Genomic DNA, 24,966 nt, shown 5'->3' on the forward strand with positions numbered 1-24,966 from the left:
TATGTTCAGTAAATTGATTATGGGAGTGTGTGCCGTCAGTATGCTGTCATCAGCCTGCACCACCCGGAATGCTTCACAGCAACGGGCAGAAAATGAATTGACTATGCTTGTGGGGACTTATACTTCGGGCAATAGCAAGGGAATCTATACTTTCCGTTTCAACCAGGAGACAGGGAGTGTGTCTCCACTCAGTGAAATAGAAGTGTCCAATCCGTCTTATCTTACCTTATCGGCAGATAACCGTTTCGTTTATGCTGTCAGCGAACAGAACGACAGTACGGCAGCCGTCCATGCTTTTTCCTTCAATAAGAAGAACGGGACGCTCCAACTGCTGAACAGTCAAAAAACAAGAAGCGAGGATCCCTGTTATGTATCTACGGATGGCCGAAAAGTACTGACCGCCAATTATAGTGGCGGTACCATGTCCGTTTTTCCTATCCGGTATGACGGTTCTCTCGATCCTTCTGACACGTTGTTCCAAGGATCGGCCTCGGGACCGGATACCGACCGGCAAGGCACACCGCATATTCATTGCGCCATCTTCTCACCGGATAGTAACTATATTTTCGCTACAGATTTCAGTGCAGACCGTATCCTACGATATGCAGTACACTCCAAAGAGGAACTTCCACGCCCCCTATCCGAAGCTGTCGACATACAGCCCGGTTCGGGCCCCAGACATCTGATATTCAGCAAAAACGGGAAATACGCCTATCTAATCAATGAACTATCGGGCAAGGTAATTGCTTTTGCATATGCCGATGGAAGATTGAATGAAATCCAAACCATCACAGCCGATACCATTCAAGCCCAGGGCAGTGCAGACATTCATCTGAGCCCGGATGGTAAATATCTATATGTCAGCAACCGATTGAAAGAAGACGGTATCGCCATCTTTGAAGTCAATCCGGAAAAAGGGACATTAGCAAAAGTAGGTTATCAGCTAACGGGAAGTCATCCACGCAATTTTAATATCACTCCGAATGGGAAATACCTGTTGGTAGCTTGTCGGGACAGTAATGCCATACAGATATTCGAACGGGACATCGTAAGCGGTTTGCTGAAGAAGACGGGAGAAGAAATAAAAATGGACAAGCCGGTATGTATTCAGTTTGCTGGAGAATAGTAAAGAATGAATAGTTTTCTGTAAAATAGGATAAAACAGTTGTCAATACAGACTAAAAAGCTTATATTTGAAAAAACTCTTAAATCAACAAAAAAATAAAAGGTATGAATAATAAAAAGATTGGAAAAGAGACAGATGAGGAAGTTCTGATACAAACTGCTTTATCAAAATATGGCAGAAGAGCTTATGATACCTCTATTGCTGAAGGGCATTGTGTTTCTGTCCTTCGCGGAAACAGCATCCTTTGGGTAGATTCAAGTGGGATCAGAAAAAAAATAGCGACCGTTAAGCAAGCTAAGACTAAAATTACCCAACGGAAATTCAGTTTAAAAAAATAAAATGAAAAGGTTAAGAAGGGACATTCAGTAAATGTCTTTAAAAAGACACTGGCATATGAAGATGACTTATTACTATCATCTCATATGCCATTTTTATTATATATTTTCTCTCCCTGACCTAAAATTTTATCCGTTTGGGCATGATGTTCTGGAAGAAGCCTGACAGCTTCTTCTAATAGTTTCTTTATACTCATGCTATGCGGCTTTCTTCTGTCTGTTTTTGGTTTTATCAATCATCAATATGGCGTTTGCTGTATGTATTCCAAAGAAAATCCACAGGATTTCCGTTTTCCTGTTCCGTGCTTTGACTTTCGATAGCGAGTAATGCTGTTTTTGCGTACCGAAACTGCCTTCAAGCCTGGTGGCTCTTTCCCTGGAGAGTTCACTCCTGAGAACCTTCCTCACCGCCTCGTCCTTTGCTGCTCTTCCCTTGCGTACAAAGGAGGTTGATATCCCATATCTTGTACAGAACTTCCTGTTGGCATTATTGGCATATATAGAATCGGCGGCCACACACCTTACCCTTACATTCATCAACTTCTGATGCATACGGATACAATCCTTCAGACGTATTCCTTCATTGAATGCCTTGAAAGAGACGTGCTCGATGAACGAGATCCCGTCTATCTGTATGTTATTAACCTTTGCACCGAACTCGACAGATTTTGTCTCCTTACCCCTTACGATAGGGTGTACGTAATGACGGTCAATACTGACAATACGGTCACTGACCTTCTGACCTTCAAAGAGTTTCTTTTCCTGTACAAGAACCTTTCTGATTATGGAAAGCCGTTTCTGATAATCCTGTGTGTATCTGAGTGAAGATCCGTGTTCCCTGTGAATGTCATCCCGTTGTATGATGAGTTTTTCCAGAAGGCTGATCATGCGACGTTTCAGCATCCTTGTCCTCGAAGCCTTTCTCTTTCTTTTCTTGCAATAGGATAGATAGGATGCTGCAATATCTGTGTATTTGTTACGGGGACGTCTTATGCCGAGTTTCCCACAATGCATGCAGATATGTCGGTAGAGCCATTCGATGCTTTCCCAAAGGAGCTTCATGTCCGTAGGGAAACGCATATGACTTTCATAGCATGTAGCATCGGTCATACATACGTGAAGGTTCTCAAGATAAGGTTTCCAGTGTGAGGCAAGAATCTTCTGAAGGGAATCGATGTCAAGACGGGATGCAACCTCATTACGGATCGCACTGATTATCTTGTAGTTGGTCATAGGGCAGGACGGGTCTATCATGATACCGCAAAACAGCTGATAATGTATGTTTCCGTTAAGATGTTCTACCAGCAGCCGGTCAGAGAAGCCCGTGTAAGCCTTCAGTACCATAAGAGCTATCTTCGAGGAAGGACTGAAACAGTTCCTGCGACCCAAGCGGGATTGTGAAAGGCCGATCTCTTTGGCTATCCTCTCGAACGGAAACACGGAATAAAGGCTGCCAAGTTCACTCGCATGAAAACTCTTACGGTATTTTTCCAGAATATCGAATTCTGTAAAACCCAAAGTAGGGTGAATTTCTGAAATATTTTGTATCTTCGCCATATCTTTGTGTGGAGATTTCCCCCGTTTTGGTCGTCAAACCCTATTTTAGGGGGAATATCTAAAGATACAAAAAAGCCAACTAATTCGCAATACTATAAGTATGAATTAGTTGGCTAATTTTATAGGATTTACTGAATACCCCTAAGAATATTTGCCGGTCCTAATGGTTCCGGCAAATCTACTATTATAAAAGTAGTAACTGATGCAGGAGTTCATCTTGGTTTGTATATAAATGCAGATGAATATAAAAAAGAACTGAATAAGACACATTGCTTTAACTTTTCCAATCTAAATATCATACCATCCGAACAGGATTTTCAAGACACATACCATAATTCATTATTATTCGATTCATCGGATGGAAAAAATATTTCCCGACTAATAATGTTCAACAAAGAGGGATTTGCATTACCTTCAGAATATATGGTAAATGATTATTTCACCTCCTTTCTTGCCGATTATGTGCGAAATAAGCTATTAGGTAATTGCAATAAGTTTACATTCGAAACAGTCATGTCCCATCCTTCTAAATTAGATTTTATTTGTAAAGCCCAAGAAATGAAATATAAGGTTTACTTATATTTCGTTTCATTAAGCGATCCTACCTTAAATCTAAATAGGGTACAACAACGAGTTCAACAAGGAGGCCATGACGTTCCACCAGAAAAAATAAAAGAAAGATATTATAGGACAATGGAACTTCTACTTGATGCCATCAAACTTGTAGATAAAGCTTATATATTCGACAATAGTTATTCCGAACCTAAGCTTTTTGCATCAATTGAAAATGATGAAATTAAGATTAGTGACAATATAGACTACATTCCTACTTGGTTTCAAGAATATGTACTGAATAAGCTATAAATCACCACTACTATACTATCATTTCTCATACAATGAACAATCCCGGAGTTACCGCAGAAACGTATTACTCAAAGAAAAATACTTCACCGCCATCAGAGCCGGCATATTTTCTCAATAAATCCTGTATCATAGCAGCAGCCTCAGACAGACCTGCCTTTCCGCTATATCCATTGACAATAGCAAGGATATGAGTCGTATCCAATCCCATTTTTGTACGTTCATTATCACTGGTAGGCGTACCGATACCTCCGATTTCATCCCTATACACCGGAAGCCCTTCAATATTCAATATCCCCCTGCCGATACCTTCAAACGGTTCGCCGGATTTGCCTATTCCGAGTTCCAGTGTCTTGCCCTGTATCTTATCGGCATCAAACCCACCGATGGAATACCCTGTACGAAGTGAAACCAGATTAATCAAATCCACCAACGTATCAATCTGATACAACGGAATCCCCCGCATCAGACGCCGGCGCAAAGCTTCGGCCGAAGGACGATAACGTCCGGGATCTTTTCCACATCTTTTATATGCCTCACGCGTAGCGGCAATAGCAGGTTGCAACTTGATATCTTCCATCTTTGTGTTCGAAGTCAACTCCCGGGTAAAGGCATCGATTTCCTTCCAAAGTCCTTCACTGTAAGTTGTATTTCTTACTTCCGCATAAACAGCTACTCCTGCAAAACCAGGACATGCAGCTTTTATTTCATTTGATAATGTAATCATAAATAATGTGTCAATGAGTCAATATGCCAATGTATCAATAAGTCAATATGCCGAATGCCATGCCATGCAGAACAACACAGTTCAAACATCCTAAATAACAACGCAATGAATATACCCAAACCGAATGCAAGCGCAGCCAATTGACACATTGGCATATTGGCAAATTAATTAATTATTAGTATTCCCGACAAAATACGACCGGAAGCAATTCCCAACCGTCGAGCCGAAAAGAACTCTTCATGATGAATATAGGTACAAATACCGGCTACCTCGATTTGTGAAGAAGGAACACCGAAATCCAACAACTGCTGACGGTTTGTTTCCCATAAATCGATATGAAACTTTCCCGTATTCGCATTCCGGCAAGATATCCGTGACATATCGAAACCATTCAAACGAAAAGCTTCATAAACCTCATCGCCCACTTCAAAAGATTCCAATGAGATGCCAGGACCGATACAAGCCACAACCTCTTCTCCCACCGTACCATAAACCGCCCGCATGCGCTCCAATGTATGGCCGACTATAAAATTCACCGTTCCCCGCCACCCGGCATGCACCGCAGCAATTGCCTGATGCTGCTTATCGTACAATAATATAGGAATGCAATCGGCCGTAGAAATACAGATACAGCAGCCGGGAATATCAGTCATCAGCGCATCGATACCTTCCAACCGCACACGTCTTTCTCCTTCCGAAAGCGCAAGAAAAGCTCTGTCTATCACCAGATTTTTCACACCATGCGTCTGATGCGGAATAATCAGTTCCGAAAGTTTCACGGGCATCGCCTCAAACAACAACTCCTGATTCCGGCGTACATGCTCCATTTCATCATCGGTAAAAGGCGAACAATTAAATGTGGCATACGCATCCTTGCTGCAACCGCCTCTACGGGTCGTCACAAAATGAGAAATGTTGGAATACGAACCAAGCGACCCGTATCCCAACATCTTTTTATCTTCTGCAAGCGAAATCATTTCTCTTCCCAGTCTTCTTCTTCGTACTCGTATTCCAAGTCATCGTCATCATCCTCTTCCTCATATTCATATTCAAGGTCTTCATCCTCTCCCATGGCTTTGAGTTCGTCCTGCAATTTACTTACGTCCTTCGGACGATGTACGATAGCCTCTATTTTATTGCTCTCTTTGTTCAATTCTTCCCACAGAATGTCTTTCAGAACAGAAATACCGAGACCGGAAACCGAAGAGATAAACATGTGTGGAATATTATCCGGCAACGTAGGTTCTATTTCATCCATCAGCTCCTGATCGAGCATATCGCTCTTGGTAATAGCAAGCACCCGTTGTTTATCGAGCATTTCCGGATTAAAGGTTCGCAATTCATTCAGTAAAATCTCATACTCCTTACGGATATCATCACTGTCCGCCGGTACCATGAATAACAACAGAGAGTTACGTTCAATATGACGCAAGAAGCGCAATCCGAGCCCTTTTCCTTCACTGGCCCCTTCAATAATACCGGGAATGTCTGCCATCACGAATGATTTTCCATCGCGATAAGAAACGATACCCAAATTCGGCTCCAATGTGGTGAAAGGATAATCGGCTATCTTCGGCTTGGCAGCAGAAACAGCCGACAACAATGTAGACTTGCCCGCATTCGGAAAACCTACCAGGCCGACGTCCGCCAAAAGCTTTAACTCCATAATTACCGTCATCTCCTGCATCGGTTCGCCAGGCTGTGCAAAACGAGGCGCCTGTCGGGTAGCTGTCTTGAAATGCCAGTTACCCTGTCCGCCACGGCCGCCCTTCAGCAGAATTACTTCTTGTCCGTGTTCGGTTACATCGCAAATGTACTCTCCCGTTTCGGCATTGTACACTACTGTCCCACAAGGTACTTCAATTACTTTATCTGCTCCGTCCTTGCCGAAACTCCGGTTTTTACTACCCGACTCTCCATGACCGGCCAATGCATGACGGTCATATTTCAGATGAAGCAGCGTCCAATAGTTACGATTACCGCGCAGAATAATATGGCCTCCTCTTCCGCCATCGCCCCCATCGGGACCTCCGTTAGGAACATATTTCTCGCGCCTCATGTGCGTAGAGCCTCTTCCGCCCTTACCCGAGCGACAGTATATCTTTACGTAGTCAACAAAATTCGATTCAGCCATACTATTTAGTAGTTAGAATTTAGTAGTTAAGTAGTAAGTAGAAGATAGATTTAGTAATATTTCAGCAAACCCTGACAATATGCATTTAACATTTTACTCACTTCGGAAGCCGACACCAACAGTATCGTTTTATCTTCCTCTGTTATATACTCCAAGTCTCTGGAAAGAATAACAAAATTTCTTGTTTCTTCTAACGATCCTTGTGATATATTGTAAAAATGCAATTTATCTTTTTGCCCTATTCTTACAAACCCTTCTGCGATGTTAGCAGTAATAGAAGCAGAAGCACGCCTCATCTGATTAACCAACCCAAACATTTCTTCTTTGGGAAATCCCTTAGTTATCCGGTAAATGCTTAAAACATACTGATGAGCCTTTTGCCATACTAAAAGATCCTCAAATGATTGCGTCGACATTACTACTTTACTACTTACTACTCACTACTTAACTACTTTCATTATTTATAATGCACTCACCGCCTTGCAGATGTCCTCAAAAATAGCTTCCATCGAACCGAGTCCGTTGATATGCTGATACTTACCCTCACCTTTATAGAAATCTTTTAGCGGGGCAGTCTGAGTATTATATACAACAAGGCGTTTCTTAATTGTCTCTTCATTATCGTCGGCACGACCGGAATCTTTACCGCGTTTGATCAGACGGGTCATCAGTTCATCCTCAGGCACATCCAGATCGATCATTACAGAAATATCCTGTCCACGTTCTTTCAACATGACTTTCAACGCTTCTGCTTGCGGAATAGTTCTTGGAAATCCATCAAAAATCACACCTTTACTATCTTTGAAGCTATCAAATACATTTGCCAGTATATCCACCATTAATTCATCGGGAATCAATTGTCCCTGATCGATATACCCTTTAGCAGTTTTACCCAATTCTGTGCCGTTTTTAATTTCTGCACGCAATACATCTCCGGTAGAGATATGGTTGATACCATACTTTTCTACGATACGTTCGCTTTGTGTTCCCTTTCCAGAACCGGGAGCACCGAAAATTACAATGTTCAACATTTTGTTATTAACAATTTTACAATTTAAATCTATTACCTATCTTGCAATCTATTATTTTTATTCTCATTTTATTCTCAATCAGCAGTTCCATCCTACTTAACTACTCTGACTACTTGACTACTTAACTACTTTATTACTCTGACTACTTAACTACTTGACTACTATTCTACCACCGTATAAATATCAGGATAGTTACGTCCGAATCCATCATAGTCGAGTCCGTATCCCACGATAAAATCATTAGGAATCTCCATTGCAACGTACTCAATATTCAAATCGACCTTGAGTTTTTCCGGTTTCACCAACAATGAAGCAATATGAATCTCTTTCGGACCACGCGTACCTAAAGTCTCGAGCAAACGCTGCATAGTCAATCCCGTATCCACAATGTCTTCTACAATCACTACCGTGCGTCCGGAAATATCCTCGTTAATACCGATCACCTCCTTTATCACCCCGGTAGACGATACCCCCTGATAAGAAGCCAACTTTACAAATGAAATTTCACAAGGGATTGTAATATGTTTTATCAAATCGGCCGTGAACATGAATGATCCGTTCAGCACACTGAGGAACAGAGGATTTTTACCTGCCAAGTCGCGGTTAATTTCGTTCGCTACGCGAATCACTTCTTTTTGAATGTCCTGTTCTTTGATAGAAACAGTAAATAGTTTGTCTTTTATCTGAATGGTATTCATAACCGGTAGTTTAAAAAAGTTGGATGCAAAAATACGATTTTTATTCCACTCCATGCATCATCTTTTGCAATTTCTTTGATAGAAGGAACAGAATCAGAGAAGCAACTCCCGACATCACGACAAACACCATAAAGAAATCATACATGCTGGCAATCTGATATCCAAAGAGACTTTTCACCTTTCCTGCTTCGGGATAGAGACCTGCAAGCATCCCGGCAAACTTATTGGCCGTAGCCGTAGAGAGATACCAGATGCCCATCATCAGTGAAGCAAAACGAATCGGAGTCAGCTTGTTCACCATTGACAACCCGATAGGTGACAGAGCAATCTCTCCCATTGTATGTATAAAATACAGCCCTGTCAGCCAAATAATACTTACTTTTACTCCCGGTTGGGCATCTTTCACCCCAAAACAGATGAAAAGATAACCTAAAGAAAGAAGCAGTAATCCGATGGCCTGTTTGGTAGGTGAAGAAGGCTCCATATGACGCTTATTAAGAAATCCCCAGATACCGGGCATGATATAAGCAAGTAGCACGACAAAGAACGGATTGAAAGATTGGAACCAGGATGCCGGCATCTCCCAACCAAAGATATCACGGTTGGTCTGATCGGCTGCAAAAAGAGTCAAAGAAGCTCCTGCCTGCTCATAAGCCGCCCAAAAGAAGATAACAAAGAATGCCACAATATAAATTACAAAAATACGGCTACGCTCTATTTTTGTCAAAGAGCCATCCAGCAAAATGGTAATCGGAAACACGATACAAGCTGTAAAAATGCCGATGCTGATCCAATCGTCACCGAACCATGCGTAAAAAAGAGTTCCCAATACCAACGTCAATGCAATCAGGATTACCGCATTCCGCTTTTTCCGGCTATTACTCAATTGCGGATGTATTTTCTTCTCTTCCGCATCTATCTTCTTTTCTTTCTTCGCATCCGGAATGATCCCCAAAGGTTCTCCCGTAGGAGAAATCAGATACTTATTCTTTTGTGTTTCGAACAGCAGAATTGTCAGTACAATCATAAATGCCGCTATCAAGAAACCCCATTTGAAATCTTCGGGATTACCCGTATCCCCGAAATATCCGCATACCAACGGAGCGATAAACGAACCGACATTCACCCCCATATAAAAAATGGTATACCCGGCATCAAGCCGTTTATCTCCGGGCTTATAAAGCTGTCCCACCAACGATGACACAGTAGGCTTAAAAGAGCCGTTTCCTAAAATCAGGAAAGTCAATCCACCATACATCAGCCAATGAGACAATACCACCCTATCCAACATAGAAGCACTGAGGAACATCATCAACTGCCCGATTCCCATCATTACGGCACCCCAAAAGACGGAACGACGTATCCCCCAATATTTATCGGCAATGTATCCGCCAATCAAAGGAGTAAGATACACCAAACCGGTATAACTGCCATAAATAGATGCCGCAGACTCGGTATCGAATAATAAAGCTTGAGTTAAAAAAAGAATAAAGATGGCGCGCATTCCATAATAGCTGAAACGTTCTGCCGTGCTTGTAGCAAAAATAAGATAAAGGCCTTTCGGATGGCCTTGCAATGTCCCCATGAAATTCTATGTTTTGTAGTTTATGGGACACAAAGGTACGAAAAAACGACAAAAAACAAATTTATCTCCCACAAAGAAAAACTTATCTATTCACCTTCCACAAGCTATCTACCAACAATTAGCATGTTTTCTTCATGCAACAAACGGAAAAAGTCGGAAGAATCATGTACATTTGTAAGTCGAAAACTAAAAAAGAACATCACAATGAAAATATTTCCAAGTAGTACTATCAAAAAACTGGATGCTTATACCATTGAACATGAACCGATTCAATCGATCCAACTAATGGAACGTGCCGCCCATGCATTAACAGAAGCCATCATAAACCGATGGGACAATGGAACGCCCGTTACGGTTTTTGCCGGACCGGGCAATAACGGTGGAGACGCTTTGGCAGTAGCCCGCATGATGGCGGAAAAAGGATATAAAGTAGAAGTTTTTCTCTTCAACACCAAAGGAGAACTTTCACCGGATTGCCAAGCCAACAAAGAACTGGTAGAAATCATGGACGAAATAACTTTCCACGAAGTCAGTACCCAATTTGCTCCTCCCGCTCTGACAGAAGACCATCTGGTAATCGACGGCTTGTTCGGTTCAGGGCTGAATAAACCACTTAGCGGAGGGTTTGCAGCCGTAGTAAAATACATCAACGCATCACCGGCCACTGTAGTAGCCATCGATATCCCGTCAGGGTTGATGGGAGAAGAAAACACCTTCAACATCCGGGCCAATATCATTAAAGCGGATGTTACCCTCAGCCTCCAATTACCCAGACTGGCCTTTCTCTTTGCTGAAAATGCAGAATTCCTCGGAGAATGGGAATTGCTCGACATCCATCTGAGTGAGGAAGGAATCGAAGAACTGGATACCGATTATGAAATGTTGGAAGTGGAAGAAATACGTTCCCTCATCAATCCCCGAAAGAAATTTGCCCACAAAGGCAACTTCGGACATGCACTATTAATAGCCGGTTCTCGAGGAATGGCGGGAGCATCCGTCCTGTCAGCCCGTGCCTGCCTGCGTTCCGGCGTAGGGTTACTCACCGTACATGCTCCCATTTGCAACAACGACATTTTGCAAACTTCCGTACCGGAAGCAATGGTCGAACAGGATGCCAGTGAAACCTGTTTTGCCGTGCCAACCGATACGGACGATTATCAAGCAGTAGGCATCGGTCCCGGATTGGGGCAGAACGAAGAAACGGAAGCTGCCCTTCTGGAACAATTGGACGGTTGCCAAACTCCCCTTGTCGTAGATGCCGATGCGTTAAATATATTAGCCAATCATCGCCATACGCTCACCAATCTCCCTAAAGGTTCTATACTCACTCCCCATCCCAAAGAGCTGGAACGCCTCGTCGGCAAGTGTCAGGATTCTTACGAACGTCTGACCAAAGCCATCGAACTGGCTCATGCAGCCAAAATCCACATTGTCTTGAAAGGAGCCTATTCAACCATTATCACTCCTACAGGAAAATGCTTTTTCAATCCTACCGGTAATCCGGGCATGGCAACTGCCGGAAGCGGAGACGTACTTACAGGTATCATTCTGGCACTACTCGCCCAGGGATATCCGGCCGAAGAGTGCGCTAAAATCGGCACATTCGTACATGGACTTGCCGGTGACTGTGCCTGTAAAAAGTTAGGGACAATCAGTCTGACGGCAGGAGATATCATTAGCCATCTGCCGATGGCATGGCGCCTTGTAAGCGAATAAAGGTTAAGAACTTATGGATTTATCAATAAGTTCATTAACTTTGTTATCAAATCAGTTAAAAAGAAACCAATATGAAAAGACTAATTATACTGACAGGATTGCTGGCTACCACCATCATAGCATCTGCACAGACAGAAGTTGTAACCGGCGTGATGCGCGGCAAAGATTACGGAGTGACTTATGCACTTCCGAAAACCCAGATAGAAATCGAAGTTAAAGCCAATAAAATAACCTATATCCCCGGAGAATTCAGCAAGTACGCCGATCGTTATCTTCGTTTGAATAAAGTATCCGCCGATCCGGAAGAATATTGGGAATTGACGAGCGTACAAGTCAAACCGGTAGGTATACCGGACAAAGACAACGTATATTTCGTAAAGATGAAAGATAAAACCGTTGCCCCACTCATCGAATTGACCGAAGACGGTATTATCAAGTCCATCAATGTCCCTATCGATAAGAAAGCGGCAATTCCGGTCCAATCATTAGTACCTGCACAAAAGAAAAAAGTAAATCCGCGTGATTTTCTTACAGAAGAGATACTAATGGCAAACTCTACCGCAAAAATGGCAGAACTTGTCGCTAAAGAGATCTATAACATCCGTGAAAGCAAAAATGCCTTAGTACGCGGACAAGCCGATAACATGCCCAAAGACGGTGCACAACTCAAACTGATGCTCGATCATCTGGATGAGCAAGAACAAGCTATGACTGAAATGTTCTCGGGAGTACTCAACAAAGAGGAAAAAATATATACCATCCGCCTAACTCCCGGTAAAGACATGAACAACGAGGTCGCTTTCCGCTTTTCTAAAAAGCTGGGAATAGTAGCCAACAATGATCTTGCAGGTGAACCGGTATACATCACTCTTAAGAATCTGAAAACGGTCAAAATGCCAGAAGACGACGGAAAGAAAAAGGTAGACGGTGTAGCCTACAACGTCCCCGGTAGGGCTTCTATCGTATTGAAACAGGAAAAAGAGATATTGTTTGAAGATGAGGTGCCTGTTACCCAATTCGGAACAGTAGAGTATTTAGCTCCTACTTTGTTCAATAAAAATTCAACGGTAAAAGTAACATTCAATCCCGTAACCGGTGGATTGGTAAAAGTAGATCGCGAAGAGAATAAATAACCGATTATCCTACAAAAAACAACTTATGATATGGGTGGTGAAGGACATATGCTCGACATGATCCGTCGACTGAAAGAGGGAAGAGATTCTTCCCGCCTGCGGCGTGAACGGACCAATGAAAGGATGAAACGCCTGCAAAAAAGAGAGCCTTACCCCATGCCCGATACATCCCCAGAAGAGATGGGACGCATTATCCGTCAATCAGAAGAGAAAAAAGAGGCGGACGACCGTTATTTCGTATTCGGGACCCTCATCATCATAGGAATCCTTCTCCTATGTGCCGTTATACTATGGGCCATCTTCATTCGCTGACAGCTAATTTAATGAACCCGTCTTTTTGTAACTGAGAGAAATAAGCCAATACACGAGACTCGTAGTTCTCTTCATCGTTGAAGTGGGCTGCGAGTTTCTCTATAATCTCACGCACTGTACTTTTACCATCGATCAGCTCCCACACAGCAGTACCATGTTCCTCCAGACGGACATGAATATCAGGAGACATTCCTTTAGGAAGCAGAAAGCGACGCATCCAGTCGTATTTAAACCGGGGAAAAGCGATGACAACAGTGCCATCGCTTTCTTTTTCGGTCGTTATATGCGTACTACGGAAAGGAATAACATCCAACAGGTTTATTTTTTCTTTCGTAGCCATATCGTTTATTTCTTTATGTTAGCTTCCTGCAAACCATAACCTTTCTTCTTGTCTTCCGCTTTCAGCATCAAGGCTACAATCAAAGCCAAAACACCGAACACAGCAAAAATACTCATTGGCAAAGTATAGTCATACGTCTGTATACCATCTACAACAGGCCCCTTGCAGAAAGAGTTCAATACCCATCCTATCAAGAGAGGAACCAGCATCAATCCCCAATTCTGCACCCAGAAAATAAGTGCATAAGCTGTTCCCAACTGGTTTTCGGGAATAATTTTAGGTACGGAAGGCCACATCGCAGAAGGAACCAAAGAAAAAGCAATCCCCAACACGATCATTACAAAAGTAGCAAACCACCATGCATTCAGAATCGGAAGTGCAAAAAGCACGTGTACACCGATCAACAGCCAAGCTCCCGTAATCATCAAAGAAGCACCTTTTCCTATACGGTCATACAAAGTTCCGAAGAGGGGAGTAAGGAATAAAGTCCCCAATGGCAAAAGACTTGGAATGGTACCGGCCAACTCCGGATCCACATGATATTTCTGTACCATCAGATCGGCTGCATACTTAATGAACGGGAAAACAGCTGAATAGAATAATACACATAATAAAGCGATCAGCCAAAAGCCTTTATTGCGCATAATAACAAACACATCTTTTGCGCGGAAAGGTTCCTCCGGTTCTTCACCTTCCGCTTCAAGAGAAGCATCCAGCTTTTTATCATAGAAAGTATAAATGAAAAATGCAATGGTTCCTACACAAAGCATCACCAGACAGAACAATACAGGAGCCGGAATATTAGAATGGAATACTCCGCTTTCATCCGTATGCCCGAAGAAGTTGGAAATAGGTACGGTTATTGCCATAGCCAGCATGGTTCCGATACGAGCCGTAGCCATTTCAAGTCCCATAGCTAAAGCCATTTCCTTCCCTTTAAACCACTTTACAATAATCTTGGAGACCGTAATACCGGCAATCTCCACTCCTACACCAAAAATAGCAAATCCCAATGCGGCCAATGCAACTTGAAGTTTCAATGTCATTCCGAAAAATTCCAGATTTCCGGTAATATCCGTAGAAATGGCATAATATTTAAGTCCGCAACCGAAGACCATGAATAAACAGGCTCCCATTCCGGTGAAACGTACCCCCATTTTATCAAGAATGATACCACCGAAGATAAGCATCAATAAAAATACATTGAACCACCCGTAAGCACTGGTAAAAATACCATAATCCAAACTATCCCAAAGGAGTTCTTTTTCAAGCATCGGTTTTAACGGAGACATTACGTCAGTGAGGAAATAGCCGCACAACATTGTAAAAGCGACCAAGGCGAGCACACTCCAGCGTAGTGCTTTAGAGTCACTCAGATTTTTTTTCAATTGTTCTGTCATTGTAATATTTAAAATCTTTATTAGTATTAGTACAGTTTACAAAGGTAACTAAATATATAACAAAAAGATAGATTTATAAACAAAAAAGAAGCGAAACTATAACTTTCAAATGAAAATTATAGCTTCGCTTATAACCAACCAAAAGCTTCTCTGTTATTAGTTAGCAGGCGCTTCTGTTGCCGGTGTTTCTGTTGCAGGCGCATCAGCGGCAGGTGCTTCAGTAGCAGGTGCGGCTGTACCTGTAGGCATATTGTACGGATTTGTTTTTTCTTCTTGCTTAGCTTGTTCCAGAATCACATCTTGTGTTTTTGAGGAAGAAGTAGGAACAACATAAGCTGTAGCGATGCTCATTACAACCATAAATGCAGCTAATCCCCAAGTAGCTTTTTCCAAGAAATCTGTAGTTTTGCGAACACCCATAATTGCATTAGATGATGAAAAGCCTGATGCAAGACCTCCACCTTTTGAGTTTTGAATCAGTACGATAAAGCACATCAATATGGCTGCAATAACCATTAAGATAACGAATACTAAGTACATTTTTTGTTATTTTGATTTAGCGTTAATAATCAGTTTCTCCAAAAATCTTATTTGGTCTGCAAAGTAAGCATTTTTTTTTGGATATTTCAAACTTAATTTTTTAATAATTTCAAGAGCTTTGGAATATCTTTGCTGTTTAACATAGATTTTCGCCAATGTTTCGGTAAAACAACTATCATCTTCCTCCTCTTCAGACTTCGATTCGTCAGAAGACAAATCCTTGGCAGCTTCCTCTGCGACGGAATCCTCTCCGGGCAGAAGAGGTTTCAATCGGATAGCCGATTCATTCTCACTCTTTTCTATAAAGCCGTCGATCAGTTCAAATCCGCGAAGTTTAGGAGCTTCAGGCTGTTCGCCGACAGAAGCGTCATTGTCTTGCAACAAGTATGCCGTATAATCCATCGCATAATCCAGATCGGTCCGGGCAGTAACTTCCTCGGGAACCGTAGACAAAAAAGCGTCGATCAATGTCAATGTCCGATCAAGACTGAGCTCTGTTTCCGGCAACTCTTCCGTAACCGCCTTCTTCTTACGGGAAAGTACATACTTGTCCCCTTCGATCAGATAAAACAGTGAACGCCGATCGGCTACGTATAAAATCGCTTTCCGTAATTCCGCCCCGAAAGTGATATCATGCAATAAATACAAATTCTTAAGATACAACAGACGGAGCGACTGAAAATAAGGATAACGTGTGAGCTGCGTACGAAGCTCATACAACGTGTCTTTATTCAACATTTCAGGATGCTGAATCCATTGTCGAAGGTTAGCAGAGATCATTTAAATTACCAATTTGCCACAGTCGCGTTAAATATCTGATCAGTTATCTCTTTGGTTATTTCAGCAATCGTTGCGTCCGGTATATTGGGCAATAAAGAGTTCGGGTCGAGGTCGGAACGGAAAGCCGAGAATTGTTGTTCAAAATCTTCCTGATGGTTCGTGTTGTTCACATAACGTACATTTACCGTAATGGTCACTTTGGCTTTCGAAGAATAACCATCGGCTGCAACGGCCTCATTATATACATTAATACCGGTTATTTCTCCCTCGATCTGCAAATCTGCATTGGCCGATCTTACCAATTGCAACCGGGTCTGGCGGGTAAAGATGTCTTTCAAATCATCATTAAACTTATTAGCCAAAGGCTGATAAACGTAAGTAGACTTTATAGGGAAATCAGCAATCGAAATCGTCTTTACCTTATCATAGTTAATAGACGCCCCGTTAAACTTATAAGAGACGCTACACGCCAGAAGTATTGCCGGTAAAACCAGCAATAACATCCATTGTGGCATTTTTTTAATCCAAACCATATTCTTTTATTTTTCTATAAAGGGTACGCTCGGAAATATTCAGATCCTGTGCTGCACTTTTTCTATTTCCGTGATGCTTTTCCAAAGCTTTGCGTATCATTTCTTTCTTCACTTCGTCCAACGAAAGGGACTCTTCCACATATTCCTCTGTATCTTGTATATCGTCATCTACCGGACAGGGAGCTTTCACCGGATGAATAATCGTAGGTACCGACGCAGGAGGTACCGGTGTCACAAGCGACACATTTCCCTTTTCCGCCATCAGATTATGTACCATCTTCTTCAATTCCGATACTTCCTGTCGCATATCAAACAAAACAGAATAAAGAATCTCACGCTCGCTCTCGAAGTTCTTACTGTCCTTTATCCCGAACAAAGCAGGAAGCCGTTGCGTGTTCTGCACCGGAAGATACCCTTGCAGAATAGCAGCGTTAATTTCCCTATTGGTCTCTATTATCGAAATCTGCTCTGTTATATTCTTCAACTGGCGTACATTACCCGGCCATGGATAGGCAAGCAATACCTGCTTGGCATCTTCCGTCAGTTGAATGGCAGGCATACGGTATTTCTCTGCAAAATCACCGGCAAATTTACGGAACAACAATAAAACATCCTCCCCACGCTCACGCAAAGGAGGTATCTGGATAGGAACCGTATTCAAACGATAATACAGATCTTCACGAAAACGACCGTCAGCAATCGCTTGTGTCAGGTTCACATTCGTTGCGGCAACAATACGTACATCTGTTTTCTGCACTTTTGACGATCCTACTTTGATAAATTCACCGCTTTCAAGCACACGAAGCAAACGCGCCTGAGTAGGCAAAGGCAACTCCCCTACTTCATCCAGAAAAATCGTTCCACCGTCCGCTTCACCAAAATATCCTTTGCGCTCACCGATAGCACCGGTAAAAGCACCTTTTTCATGTCCAAACAATTCCGAGTCGATTGTCCCTTCGGGAATGGCGCCGCAATTCACTGCAATATACTGTCCATGCTTCCGACGGCTATATTGATGAATGATCTGCGGAAAGCTCTCCTTTCCCACCCCGCTTTCTCCGGTTATCAGTACGGACAAATCAGTGGGAGCAACCTGGATGGCTACATCAATGGCGCGCGACAAAGCCTCCGTATTACCAATAATACCGAACCTGAGTTTTACTTGTTGAATCTCCGCTTTCGTCATAACTGCACTATAAATTCCTTCTCCAATTTCATTTATACATCATCGTCCACAGTGTCAAGTTTCAGCTTGTCACTATCGTCACGTTTCTCGTAATATTGCTTTCTCAACGGATTGGCATGAGCAGCCTTATCACGCTGCCGGTTACGGAATACATCTATCGCCACATATACCGCCTGACGGAAAGAATCTTCACAAGCCAATCCCTTACCGGCGATATCATAGGCTGTTCCATGGGCAGGTGAAGTACGTACCACCGGAAGACCGGCCGTATAGTTCACTCCTTCATCCATAGCCAATGCCTTGAATGGCGCCAACCCCTGATCGTGGTACATAGCCAGCACACCATCAAAATGAGTAAAGTTACCTGATCCCATAAAACCGTCTGCCGGATAAGGTCCGTAGCAGAGCATTCCTTTCGCAGCCATTTCCTGAATAGCCGGAATGATAATTTCCTGTTCCTCCGTACCGAGCAATCCCTCATCCCCGGCATGCGGGTTCAGTGCCAATACAGCTATGCGAGGTGCACCGATTCCAAAATCCTGTTTGAGGGACTGATGGAAAATAGTCAGCTTGTCTTGAATAAGCTCTTTAGTGATAGAAGAAGCAATTTCACGAACGGGAATATGTCCGGTCACTAATGCTACCCGGAAATCATCCTTCATCAGAATCATCAGCGACTTGCTGCCATTGCCCAATTTCTCCTCGATATATTCAGTATGGCCGGGAAATGAAAATCCCTCCGACTGAATCGTATGCTTATTAATGGGTGCCGTCACAATGACATCGATCAACCCTTCTTTAAACTCTTCGATTGCTTTTTCCAGCGCACCGAGAGCAGCCTTACCGGCTTCCGGATCGGGTTTCGAAAATTCTACTTTCACCTCGTCGTCCGTACAATTCACTACACTCAAACGATTGTGAGCAGCTTCCGAGGCAGAATTAACAATACTGAAGTTAGTCGGCAAATCCAAAGACTTACGATGATAAGCAGCCACTTTAGGCGAACCGTAAATAATCGGAGTACACAACTCCAACATAACCGGATCTGCAAAAGCCTTCAATATCACTTCATAGCCGACGCCGTTAATATCTCCCTGGGTAATACCAATCCGTATTTTAGAATCTTCCATGTGTCGTTATTTATTAGTTTGTTCCTCTCTGGCGACGTTGCCCATCGGAATTTCTCCCTGTACTTTCTCTGCAGGAAGTTTCAGCGTATAGAGTGATGCTTCGAGCATGCGTACCAGATTGCGTTTTAATTTATCAGGTGAATATACAAAAATCTCTGCTGTAATTATACGCTGGTTGGCTTTATCCAAACGGGTATGCGATACGAACGGGCCACCCATAAAATCGCCCTTCATTCGCCAAAGCCCACGGGCTTCCATCGTATAATCTCCATGTACATCAATAGGTCTCACGTCCACCGTTATAGAATCCGTAGACATATACATCCCTTCTTTTGCCCCCGGAATATTCGCTTTCATCACCGAATCACGCTTATGAATAAAATATTCCTTCGTGAATGTATTCTTATCGGTATACGGATAAGAATATATAACAAAATTCTGATCGCCGGTAGCTGTATTGGTAGATGCCCAGAAGAAATCCTTTCCCTCTTTGGAAGAAGCGAGTTCCGCCGGAAGCCAGATATCACAATCGAATTTACTACCTACTTTAGTAGATATATAATCATTGTGCTTATGCTGCAACTGAGCTATCTGACGATTCATCTCGGCGCGCGTAAAGAAATCGATAATCTGCTGCTTATTCTCTTCTACAAATTTCTCAAATTCCTGTTCATTAGGTGCCTGTATGGTAAGAATCAACTGCGGGGCCGCATAAACATCCTTAGCATATTTAAAAGCCGGTTTTGTATAAATATCGCGTACGTCCACGATGATGATATTACGTATCAGCTTCAAAGTAGAATCGTAATCTTTCGGAGAAGTATACATAATCCTAAAAGAACGTTCCGACTGCGGCAAACCCGGCACATCCGTGTCGAGCACATCATACAAAGCCCTTCCTGCCGGACGCTCCCACAAAGCATGATCAACAACTACAAGAATCTCATACGCACGACCGCTGGAGGTCGGGGTAAATACACCCTTCTTACCATTACAAGAAGAAAAAATCAATGCTACAAGAGCCATACCGAGGAAAAACAGATACTTCTTCATATTGATCATTTTTTATGTTTTTACAAAACTACGACAAGTTCGTATATTTTCATCCGATAAGTTAATAATTTATATTAATTCTTGTTATTCTCTTCCTGCTTCGCCGTAGACAACATACCACAAGCAGCAAATATATCCTCCCCTCTTGAAGAACGGATAGTAGAGAACAAGCCATGCGAAGTCAGATAATCACGGAAAGCCGTCATCGTCTCCATATCAGCACCGTTCAGATCGACATCGGGAATAGCATGAAAACGAATCAGATTCATCCGGCAATCCAACCCACGAAGCAATTTCACAAGTTCCTTAGCATAAATCAACGAATCATTAACACCCCTAAAAACAATATATTCGAACGAAAGTCTACGTTGTTTACTAAAATCATAGTTCTTTAACAAATCTACGATTTCAACTATTGAGAAAGCACGTTCGGCAGGCATCAAATCCGAGCGTTGAGAAGGAAGCGGCGAGTGCAAGCTAATCGCCAGATGGCAATCGCTCTCTTCTATAAAATGCTGCAGCCCCTTACGCAATCCCACAGTAGAAAGAGTGATCCGTTTAGGACTCCACGCGTAGCCATAAGAAGCTGTCAAAATTTCCAAAGCCTTCAGCACCTCATCCAAATTATCCAAAGGTTCACCCATTCCCATCATGACAATATTGGTCAGCTTATCGCACTCCGGCAATGAGTTTATCTGATTCAGTATTTGATTAGAAGTCAGATTCGCCGTAAATCCCTGCTTTCCGGTCATACAGAACTTGCAATTCATTTTGCACCCCACCTGTGAAGAGACACAAAGAGTAGCACGGTCGTCATCCGGAATATACACTGCTTCCACGAAATGATTCTCTCCTACCCGATAAAGATATTTAATAGTGCCATCGACCGAATGCATGGCATCGACAGGCGCTTCCCCTCCTACTTCATAATCGGCCTTCAATGCTTCCCGGTGTTTCAATGACAAATTAGTCATTTCATCAATAGTAGCCACCTTTTTATCATAAAGCCATGATGCAATCTGCTTAGCGGCAAATCCCGGCATTCCCAAGCCTCTGACTACCGATTGCAACTCAGCAAGAGTCATTCCCAAAAGAGGATATTTAGACATATTCTTTACAAATCAACGTTATTTATGCAAATGTAAGGAATTAAAGTTAATTTCAGAGCAGACTACAGACAAAAGTTAACGTAAAAAGGCCGTTCCCATCCAGGAACAGCCTTTTACATATCTTCATTCAGTTTTAGACCCTATTTAAACAGCCTCTTATTATCAGAAGAATAAATAACGTGAATCCTTCACTTCACCCTTCAGATAAAGATCATTCATCAAACGTCCTGCCAAACGAGCGTGCATATTTTCCAATGTAGCTTCTTCTGTTTTCGCATCAAACGTTTCATTTAGCTTATCTTTCGCATACATCTGCAGCACAAACACTCCGGCATTTCCTTTAATCGGAGCACTCAATTTATTAAGTTCTGCTACTGAAGCATAAGCACCTACCAACGGCTCACTGCTACGCAAAGCGGCAATATAAGCAGGAGCAGCGAAAGTAACATGTTTCACAGAATCACTCACCGCATTGGCCATTGACTTGTACTGATCAAAAGAAGTTGCATTAGCAGCTTTCATATCGGCCATTATCTTTTCAGCCTTCTTATCTTTTACAATCTCCGCTCTCAACTGATCTTGTACCTGTTGCAACGAACGATAGCCTTCAGGAGTTACACCAGCCAGCGCAACCACCAGCAGTCTGTCGCTTTCACCACATTCATATAATCCGGAAACTTCACCCGGCTTAGCAGAGAACGCCCATTTCAAAGCTTCTTTGGTACCTCTGACACCACCAATTCCATGCTCAGAGCTATACAAATCGTTTCTTTCCAACAATCTATATCCGGCTTCTTCTGCATTCGCCACCATTTTATCCAAAGAAGGATTAGCAGCAATAAACTGGCTGAAATTATTATAAGCTCTATTATAAGTTTCCTTGCTGAAATTTACCGGACGCTTGATCACGGCTACTTTATATTTATCCTTAACAGCCTTTTTATTGGTCACTTGAAGAATAATATTAGCCTGTCCGAAAGCCAAATTAGCTACCTCTTTTACTCCCAAATTATTGATAGTAGAGATAAATTTCAAATTCTCATTATCAATCTGTTGATTCTCATAACTTGCAGCAGCCAGCCAGTTGGCATCTCCGGTCTGACCATACTTCTTTGCCAGTTCAGCAAAGTCCGCACCACCTTTAATGGCATTATAAATACTGTCGGCCAATGTTTTTGTTTTGGCAGCATCTTCTGCATATACCTGAATCTGACGGAATTCGATTGAGTCGGGGGCAGCCGCCTTTGCAACTACCTTGAAAGAATTAATCGTATTATCAGCACCGTTATAATAAGGACCATATACTTTACCGATCGCAGCAGAGTCCATACGGGCAATTACATCTCTCGGGAAAGCTGTTTTGTTATAAAACAAATCAACATACGGCTGTTCCGAACCGGTAAAACGGATGAAAGAAGTATAATCATTATCCGTAGCAGCCAACTGCTGAGTATAATCCTCAACCTCTTTTTCGATAGCAGCTCTGTCTTCAGGGCTTGCAGTTACCTGTACATCGATATATTTGATGTCACGGGTTTCCACATACTGTTTGAACTGTTCCTTTTTCTTATTATAAAGATCTTTCAATTCCGATTCCTTCACTGTAATTGTAGAATCCACGATAGAAGAATAAGGCACTGCTGCAAGCAACACATCCATTTGATTTACTCTTGCATCAAAAGCATCCTGTGCCTCTATCGGATTAGACAAAAGTGATTTCGAAATCAAAGCCTGATATTTTTCTGCCAGACGGTTCTGAATCAAACTCTTTTCTACAAACGACCAGAATTTATACATCATAGTGTATTGTTCCACGTACTGAGCCGGCATTTGAGAAGGATTCATTTTCGAATACTCTACCAAGAACTTCTTCAACATATCTTTATCAAAAGCACCTGTTTGTGGATTCCGGAACGGAGTCTGCTGCAAAAGCGGATGAACACCGGCATCGATGATTGCCTGAATCTCTGCTTTTGACACAGTAAGTCCGAGTTTTTTTGCTTCGTTTTCAAGAAGTTTATTATTTACGTACGTACGCCATACTTCATCTTTTACTTGATTGGTCTGATCGTCACTCAACGAAGTCGTCCCACTTGAGAACTTTATTATGTCAGTATACTCTTCTACCAATGCCTGATAGTCTTGAGCGGAAAGTGCGTCCCCGTTCACCTCTCCTACGTCATGTGACTGGTGCGGCTGCAATACTTTCCATGCGTCACCCGCAATGAAAGCAAACAACGCCAAGCCAATAACGATCACCAATAAAGGTCCTTTCGATCTAATGTTTTGTAATGTTGCCATTTTAATTAATACAGTTTATTTGTTTATTATTATTTTCTCCTTAGTTGTTTTAGCGCACGAAGATACAAAAAATGCTAATATACATCTATTTATTAGCGAAAAAAATGGAGGTATACAGCATTATTCCGCAACTTTCAGCCGTACAAGCTCTATTTTTGTCGGTGTAACCTTAATAATTTTAAACTCATACCGCCCGATAGAAATAATTTCATGCAATTTCGGGAAGCTCTGATATTGACTAAGAATCAATCCGCCAACCGTCAGATAATCGTCTGATTCGGGCAGGTCAAGATCAAAGGTTTCGTTCACTTTTTCTATTTCCAGACGTCCGGAAAGCACATACTCCCCTTCTCCTATCTGCTTACAAATATAAGATGTATTATCGTGTTCATCCTCTATATCACCGAATATTTCTTCTACCAGATCTTCCAAAGAAACAATTCCGGAAGTTCCTCCGAACTCATCCACTACCACGGCAATTGTTTTCTTTTGCTGCATAAAAAGTTTCATCAATTTGTGGGCGGCCATTGTCTCCGGTACGATAGGTACCTCCTTTACGTTCTCCCGCCAATCTTTGGGATTACGGAACATTTCCGACGAATGAATATAACCCACCACATTATCGATGTTCCCATCATAAACAATAATCTTGGAAATCCCGGATTCCACAAACCGGTTTTTCAAATCTTCCAGCGTAGTAGACAGATCGACAGCTACCACCTCTGTACGGGGCACAATACAATCCCTTATTTTTATCGTTGAGAAATCCAGAGCATTCTGAAATATCTTCACCTCCGTATCCAGTTCTTCACTGTTATCGGCATTATCTATGCCGGACTGCACAAAATAATCCAAATCGACCTTTCCAAATGCCTTTGCGGATGCCTCCTTGTTTATTTTCATCCCGAACAGACGCAGGAACAAATAAGATACTCCGGAAGCAAATTTAGAAATAGGATAAAGAATAATATAACAAAAGAACAAAGGAACCGCACAGACATTCAATACCAGATTAGGGTTAATTTTAAACAGCGTTTTGGGCAAAAACTCCCCTGTCACCAAGATAATCAGAGTTGAAATAACAGTCTGTACCAGAACCATCACAAAGTGATTCGTAATAAATCCGGATAAAAGATTATCACCAATAATCTGTGCCATCAAAATACCGTAAATAACCAATGCTATGTTGTTACCCACCAACATAGTAGAAATAAAGTTATTCGGATTTTTAAAAAAGATAGATAAGATTCGCGATGAGATTCCTCCTTTCCGTTCCAGTTCAAATCGCAATTTGTCTACTGAAATGAAAGCAATTTCCATTCCCGAAAAGAAGGCTGAGAAAGCCATGGTTATCAAAAGGTAAATAATAATGCTCATAA

At 42.2% G+C, this 24,966-nt stretch carries 25 protein-coding genes; 6 read left to right on the forward strand and 19 right to left on the reverse strand.

Annotated features, from left to right (window positions below):
- Window position 1 precedes the first annotated feature (1 nt).
- Window positions 2–1,126, forward strand: a complete 1,125-nt coding sequence (locus HMPREF1532_RS03325) for a lactonase family protein (protein WP_005924796.1) — start codon at window positions 2–4, stop codon at window positions 1,124–1,126.
- 104 nt (window positions 1,127–1,230) lie between these two features.
- Window positions 1,231–1,464, forward strand: coding sequence for a hypothetical protein (locus HMPREF1532_RS03330; protein ID WP_005924799.1), 234 nt, complete (start codon window positions 1,231–1,233; stop codon window positions 1,462–1,464).
- Window positions 1,465–1,659: 195 nt separating this feature from the next.
- Here the strand turns inward: HMPREF1532_RS03330 and HMPREF1532_RS03335 are convergent, their stop codons facing one another.
- Window positions 1,660–3,018: a transposase gene (locus HMPREF1532_RS03335; protein ID WP_005924805.1), complete on the reverse strand. Its 1,359-nt coding sequence runs from the start codon at window positions 3,016–3,018 to the stop codon at window positions 1,660–1,662.
- A 384-nt stretch (window positions 3,019–3,402) separates the two neighbouring features.
- Here HMPREF1532_RS03335 and HMPREF1532_RS03340 point away from each other — a divergent pair, with 384 nt between their 5' ends.
- A complete protein-coding gene (locus HMPREF1532_RS03340) occupies window positions 3,403–3,882 on the forward strand; it encodes an ATPase (RefSeq protein ID WP_005924808.1) in 480 nt (159 codons plus the stop codon).
- Window positions 3,883–3,946: 64 nt separating this feature from the next.
- Here the strand turns inward: HMPREF1532_RS03340 and HMPREF1532_RS03345 are convergent, their stop codons facing one another.
- The 7 genes from HMPREF1532_RS03345 to HMPREF1532_RS03375 form a co-directional block, all read right to left on the reverse strand.
- Window positions 3,947–4,606, reverse strand: coding sequence for a B3/B4 domain-containing protein (locus tag HMPREF1532_RS03345; protein ID WP_005924811.1), 660 nt, complete (start codon window positions 4,604–4,606; stop codon window positions 3,947–3,949).
- 164 nt (window positions 4,607–4,770) lie between these two features.
- A complete protein-coding gene (gene pgeF, locus HMPREF1532_RS03350) occupies window positions 4,771–5,583 on the reverse strand; it encodes a peptidoglycan editing factor PgeF (protein ID WP_005924816.1) in 813 nt (270 codons plus the stop codon).
- Window positions 5,580–6,740, reverse strand: a complete 1,161-nt coding sequence (obgE, locus tag HMPREF1532_RS03355; RefSeq protein WP_005924818.1) for a GTPase ObgE — start codon at window positions 6,738–6,740, stop codon at window positions 5,580–5,582. Before obgE ends, pgeF begins: the two co-directional genes overlap by 4 nt.
- A gap of 50 nt (window positions 6,741–6,790) precedes the next feature.
- Window positions 6,791–7,156: a four helix bundle protein gene (locus HMPREF1532_RS03360; RefSeq protein WP_005924820.1), complete on the reverse strand. Its 366-nt coding sequence runs from the start codon at window positions 7,154–7,156 to the stop codon at window positions 6,791–6,793.
- Window positions 7,157–7,201: 45 nt separating this feature from the next.
- Entirely contained in the window at window positions 7,202–7,771 is a 570-nt protein-coding gene (locus HMPREF1532_RS03365; protein ID WP_005924822.1) for an adenylate kinase, read from the reverse strand.
- Between the two features lie 161 nt (window positions 7,772–7,932).
- Window positions 7,933–8,469: a hypoxanthine phosphoribosyltransferase gene (hpt, locus tag HMPREF1532_RS03370; RefSeq protein WP_005924824.1), complete on the reverse strand. Its 537-nt coding sequence runs from the start codon at window positions 8,467–8,469 to the stop codon at window positions 7,933–7,935.
- Between the two features lie 40 nt (window positions 8,470–8,509).
- Window positions 8,510–10,054 carry a peptide MFS transporter gene (locus tag HMPREF1532_RS03375; protein WP_005924826.1) on the reverse strand — a complete coding sequence of 515 codons (1,545 nt, stop codon included), beginning with the start codon at window positions 10,052–10,054 and terminating at the stop codon, window positions 8,510–8,512.
- Between the two features lie 204 nt (window positions 10,055–10,258).
- On the opposite strand from HMPREF1532_RS03375, the gene HMPREF1532_RS03380 reads away from it, so the two are divergent.
- From HMPREF1532_RS03380 to HMPREF1532_RS03390, 3 genes are all read left to right on the forward strand, one after another.
- Window positions 10,259–11,770 carry a bifunctional ADP-dependent NAD(P)H-hydrate dehydratase/NAD(P)H-hydrate epimerase gene (locus HMPREF1532_RS03380; RefSeq protein ID WP_005924828.1) on the forward strand — a complete coding sequence of 504 codons (1,512 nt, stop codon included), beginning with the start codon at window positions 10,259–10,261 and terminating at the stop codon, window positions 11,768–11,770.
- Between the two features lie 71 nt (window positions 11,771–11,841).
- Window positions 11,842–12,903 carry a DUF4831 family protein gene (locus tag HMPREF1532_RS03385; protein ID WP_005924831.1) on the forward strand — a complete coding sequence of 354 codons (1,062 nt, stop codon included), beginning with the start codon at window positions 11,842–11,844 and terminating at the stop codon, window positions 12,901–12,903.
- Window positions 12,904–12,933: 30 nt separating this feature from the next.
- Window positions 12,934–13,215, forward strand: coding sequence for a hypothetical protein (locus HMPREF1532_RS03390; RefSeq protein ID WP_005924834.1), 282 nt, complete (start codon window positions 12,934–12,936; stop codon window positions 13,213–13,215).
- Here the strand turns inward: HMPREF1532_RS03390 and HMPREF1532_RS03395 are convergent.
- The 11 genes from HMPREF1532_RS03395 to HMPREF1532_RS03445 all read right to left on the reverse strand — a co-directional run bounded on the left by HMPREF1532_RS03395 (window position 13,205) and on the right by HMPREF1532_RS03445 (window position 24,964).
- A complete protein-coding gene (locus HMPREF1532_RS03395) occupies window positions 13,205–13,555 on the reverse strand; it encodes a PqqD family protein (protein WP_005924837.1) in 351 nt (116 codons plus the stop codon). The two genes, HMPREF1532_RS03390 and HMPREF1532_RS03395, sit on opposite strands and share 11 nt — an antisense overlap.
- Window positions 13,556–13,560: 5 nt before the next feature.
- On the reverse strand, window positions 13,561–14,955 hold the full coding sequence (locus tag HMPREF1532_RS03400) for an MFS transporter (protein WP_005924840.1): 1,395 nt from the start codon (window positions 14,953–14,955) through the stop codon (window positions 13,561–13,563).
- Window positions 14,956–15,111: 156 nt separating this feature from the next.
- Entirely contained in the window at window positions 15,112–15,495 is a 384-nt protein-coding gene (secG, locus tag HMPREF1532_RS03405) for a preprotein translocase subunit SecG (RefSeq protein ID WP_005924843.1), read from the reverse strand.
- Between the two features lie 6 nt (window positions 15,496–15,501).
- Entirely contained in the window at window positions 15,502–16,275 is a 774-nt protein-coding gene (locus tag HMPREF1532_RS03410) for a hypothetical protein (protein WP_005924846.1), read from the reverse strand.
- Window positions 16,276–16,280: 5 nt separating this feature from the next.
- Window positions 16,281–16,808, reverse strand: coding sequence for an LptE family protein (locus HMPREF1532_RS03415; protein ID WP_025819665.1), 528 nt, complete (start codon window positions 16,806–16,808; stop codon window positions 16,281–16,283).
- The gene (locus HMPREF1532_RS03420; protein WP_005924851.1) at window positions 16,795–17,994 is read right to left on the reverse strand and encodes a sigma-54 interaction domain-containing protein; all 1,200 of its coding nucleotides are present in this window, start codon (window positions 17,992–17,994) and stop codon (window positions 16,795–16,797) included. Before HMPREF1532_RS03420 ends, HMPREF1532_RS03415 begins: the two co-directional genes overlap by 14 nt.
- Window positions 17,995–18,026: 32 nt before the next feature.
- Window positions 18,027–19,124: a 4-hydroxythreonine-4-phosphate dehydrogenase PdxA gene (pdxA, locus tag HMPREF1532_RS03425; protein ID WP_005924854.1), complete on the reverse strand. Its 1,098-nt coding sequence runs from the start codon at window positions 19,122–19,124 to the stop codon at window positions 18,027–18,029.
- Between the two features lie 6 nt (window positions 19,125–19,130).
- Window positions 19,131–20,177, reverse strand: coding sequence for a DUF4837 family protein (locus tag HMPREF1532_RS03430; RefSeq protein WP_005924857.1), 1,047 nt, complete (start codon window positions 20,175–20,177; stop codon window positions 19,131–19,133).
- Between the two features lie 74 nt (window positions 20,178–20,251).
- Window positions 20,252–21,286: a dual-specificity RNA methyltransferase RlmN gene (rlmN, locus tag HMPREF1532_RS03435; RefSeq protein WP_005924860.1), complete on the reverse strand. Its 1,035-nt coding sequence runs from the start codon at window positions 21,284–21,286 to the stop codon at window positions 20,252–20,254.
- A 162-nt stretch (window positions 21,287–21,448) separates the two neighbouring features.
- Entirely contained in the window at window positions 21,449–23,587 is a 2,139-nt protein-coding gene (locus HMPREF1532_RS03440; protein WP_005924863.1) for a peptidylprolyl isomerase, read from the reverse strand.
- Window positions 23,588–23,707: 120 nt separating this feature from the next.
- Window positions 23,708–24,964 (reverse strand): hemolysin family protein, encoded by a 1,257-nt coding sequence (locus HMPREF1532_RS03445; protein ID WP_005924865.1) that lies wholly within the window; start codon window positions 24,962–24,964, stop codon window positions 23,708–23,710.
- Window positions 24,965–24,966: the final 2 nt, after the last annotated feature.

Origin of the sequence: Bacteroides salyersiae WAL 10018 = DSM 18765 = JCM 12988, assembly GCF_000381365.1 — a bacterium.
In the GTDB taxonomy this organism is placed as follows: Bacteria; Bacteroidota; Bacteroidia; order Bacteroidales; family Bacteroidaceae; genus Bacteroides; species Bacteroides salyersiae.